General features: G+C 76.4%; 3 protein-coding genes. 1 reads left to right on the top strand and 2 read right to left on the bottom strand.

Annotated elements, in window-relative coordinates; all coding sequences use genetic code 11:
- Together ACFWEJ_RS28515 and cofD are read right to left on the bottom strand one after the other, a co-directional pair.
- On the bottom strand, positions 1–572 hold a 572-nt coding region (locus tag ACFWEJ_RS28515; RefSeq protein ID WP_377232526.1), incomplete at its 3' end, for an NTP transferase domain-containing protein.
- The gene (cofD, locus tag ACFWEJ_RS28510; protein ID WP_377232525.1) at positions 569–1,510 is read right to left on the bottom strand and encodes a 2-phospho-L-lactate transferase; all 942 of its coding nucleotides are present in this window, start codon (positions 1,508–1,510) and stop codon (positions 569–571) included. The genes cofD and ACFWEJ_RS28515, both read right to left, overlap by 4 nt.
- Positions 1,511–1,581: 71 nt before the next feature.
- Here cofD and ACFWEJ_RS28505 point away from each other — a divergent pair, with 71 nt between their 5' ends.
- Positions 1,582–1,905 (top strand): thiamine-binding protein, encoded by a 324-nt coding sequence (locus ACFWEJ_RS28505; protein WP_020017921.1) that lies wholly within the window; start codon positions 1,582–1,584, stop codon positions 1,903–1,905.
- Positions 1,906–2,085 lie beyond the last annotated feature (180 nt).

Raw genomic sequence — 2,085 nt, 5'->3', positions numbered from 1 at the left:
CCGGCCGTCGAAAGCGAAGAAACCCGGGCCTCAAAGGGGAGGAGCAACAGGTTGGTGCCCGACGTGTACCGGTCTGTCGCGACCACCACCGGGGCGGTCTCCGCGAGGAGCGCAGCGACGTCCTCCGGGGTCAGCGCCGGGAGGTCGGCGTGCGCGACCAGGAGGCGGCCCCGACCGCCCGCGGCGGTGACGCCCGCCCCGGCGCCCGCGGCGGCGACGCCCGCCCCGGCGCCCGCGGCGCCGACGCCCGCCCCGGCACCCGCCGCCAGCGTCTCCCGGGCGTGCTCCAGCGCGGCGTTCAGGCCCGGCCGGTCCGCGGGCTGCTCCAGCACCTCGACCGGCAGCCCGGCCAGGGTCTCGCGCGTGAAGACCGGGTCGGCCGTCACCACGACCACCCGGTCGATCCCGTCGGCCGCGAGCAGCGTGGACACCACGTGCCGGGCCAGCACCCGGACCAGCCGGCGCCGCGCACCGGCGTCGAGCACCGCGGCGAGCCGGGACTTGCCCGAGACGCCGTCCCGCAGGGGCACCACCGCCGTCGTGCCCCCGCCCGGCCCGGGCGGGCGGGTCATCCGAACGCCAGCAGCTCGCGCGCCAGGCGCTCGCGGCCGGGCGGGCCGCCCATGATCGTGTCGGTGACGTGCACCGTCAGGCCGAGGTCGGCGACGGGGCCGGCGAGGTTCGCGTCGCGCTCGTCGATCACCATGACGTCGACGAGGTCCGCGTAGATCCGGGCCACGCCCAGGGCCGAGACCTCGTGCCCCAGCGACTCCAGGATCTGGGCGGCCGGTCCCTTGATCGCCTGCCCGCCCACGATGGGGCTGACCGCCACGCGCCGGCCCGGGGCGGTCGCCAACGCGTCCCGGACCCCCGGCACCGCGAGCAGCGGCTCGATGGACAGGAACGGGTTGGACGGCGCGAGCACCACCAGCTCGGCGGCCAGCGCGTCGAGCACGCCGGGGGCCGGGCGGGCGGCGTCGGCCCCGTCGAAGTGCAGGCCGAGGACGGCGTCCGCGTGCTGCCGCCCCACGAAGTACTCCTGGAAGCCGAGCCGCCCCGACGGGGTGTCGACGAGGGTCGCGAGGCGGTCGTCGGTCGCGGGCAGCACGCGCGGGCGGACGCCCATCGCGTCGGCCAGGTGCGCCGTGACGGCGGACAGGGGCTCACCCCGGCGCAGCCACGCGGTGCGCACGATGTGGGTCGCGAGGTCCCGGTCGCCGAGCGTGAACCAGGTGTCCTCGCCGAGGTCCTTGAGCGCGGACAGGGTCGCGTACGACTCGCCGCGCAGGCCCCAGCCGCGCTCCTCGTCGTTCAGCTCGGCGAGGGTGTAGAGCACGGTGTCGATGTCGGGGGAGATGTCGAGGCCGTGCAGCTCGGTGTCGTCGCCGACGTTCACGACGACGGTCAGGGCCGGGGCCGGGTTTCCGGTGGGTGCCGCGCCGAGCGCGAGATCGAGGCCGTGCGCGAGCCGCGCACCGCCGACCCCGCCGGCGAGGAGGGTGACGTTCACGCGTCGAGCCTACGTGCGCGTCGTGCCGGTCAGTACCTCCCGGACCCGGCCGGAGGGGGCAGGATGGGGGCATGGCTGTCTTCGCGTTCTCCGTAGCCCCCATGACCGCAGGCGAGTCCGTCGCCGACCAGGTCGCCGAGGCCGTCCGCATCGTCCGGGAGTCCGGCCTCCCGAACCGGACCACCTCGATGTTCACCGAGATCGAGGGGTCCTGGGACGAGGTGATGCCGGTGATCCAGCGCGCGACCGACTCCGTCGCGCGCGGCGGGCACCGGGTGTCGCTCGTCATCAAGGCCGACATCCGGCCGGGTGCCGCCGCCGGGCAGATCGACAGCAAGATCGCCCGGGTCGAGGAGCGGCTTGCCGCCGACGAGTCGGAGACCGGCCACTCCTGAGCCGCGCGGCGCCGGGCGACTCAGGAGCGCCGGGCGCCGTCCGCGGCCTCACCCCACCAGCATGACGACGGCCAGGGCCACCATCAGGCCCGACGACGCCAGCGCCGTGCCCAGCCGGCCGCGCGGCCCGGACAGGACCCGGCCCAGCAGCGTCCCGCCGAGGGCCAGCACGAGCTGCCA

This window comes from Promicromonospora sp. NPDC060204, from assembly GCF_042728455.1.
Lineage (GTDB): Bacteria > Actinomycetota > Actinomycetes > Actinomycetales > Cellulomonadaceae > Promicromonospora.
Note: the sequence above shows the minus strand (reverse complement) of the source record. Positions and strands in the feature narration are given on the sequence as shown.

Excerpts from the sequence above, each read along its gene's own strand:
- ACFWEJ_RS28505 (WP_020017921.1), top strand. The coding sequence starts at position 1,582 with ATGGCTGTCTTCGCGTTCTCCGTAGCCCCCATGACCGCAGGCGAGTCC.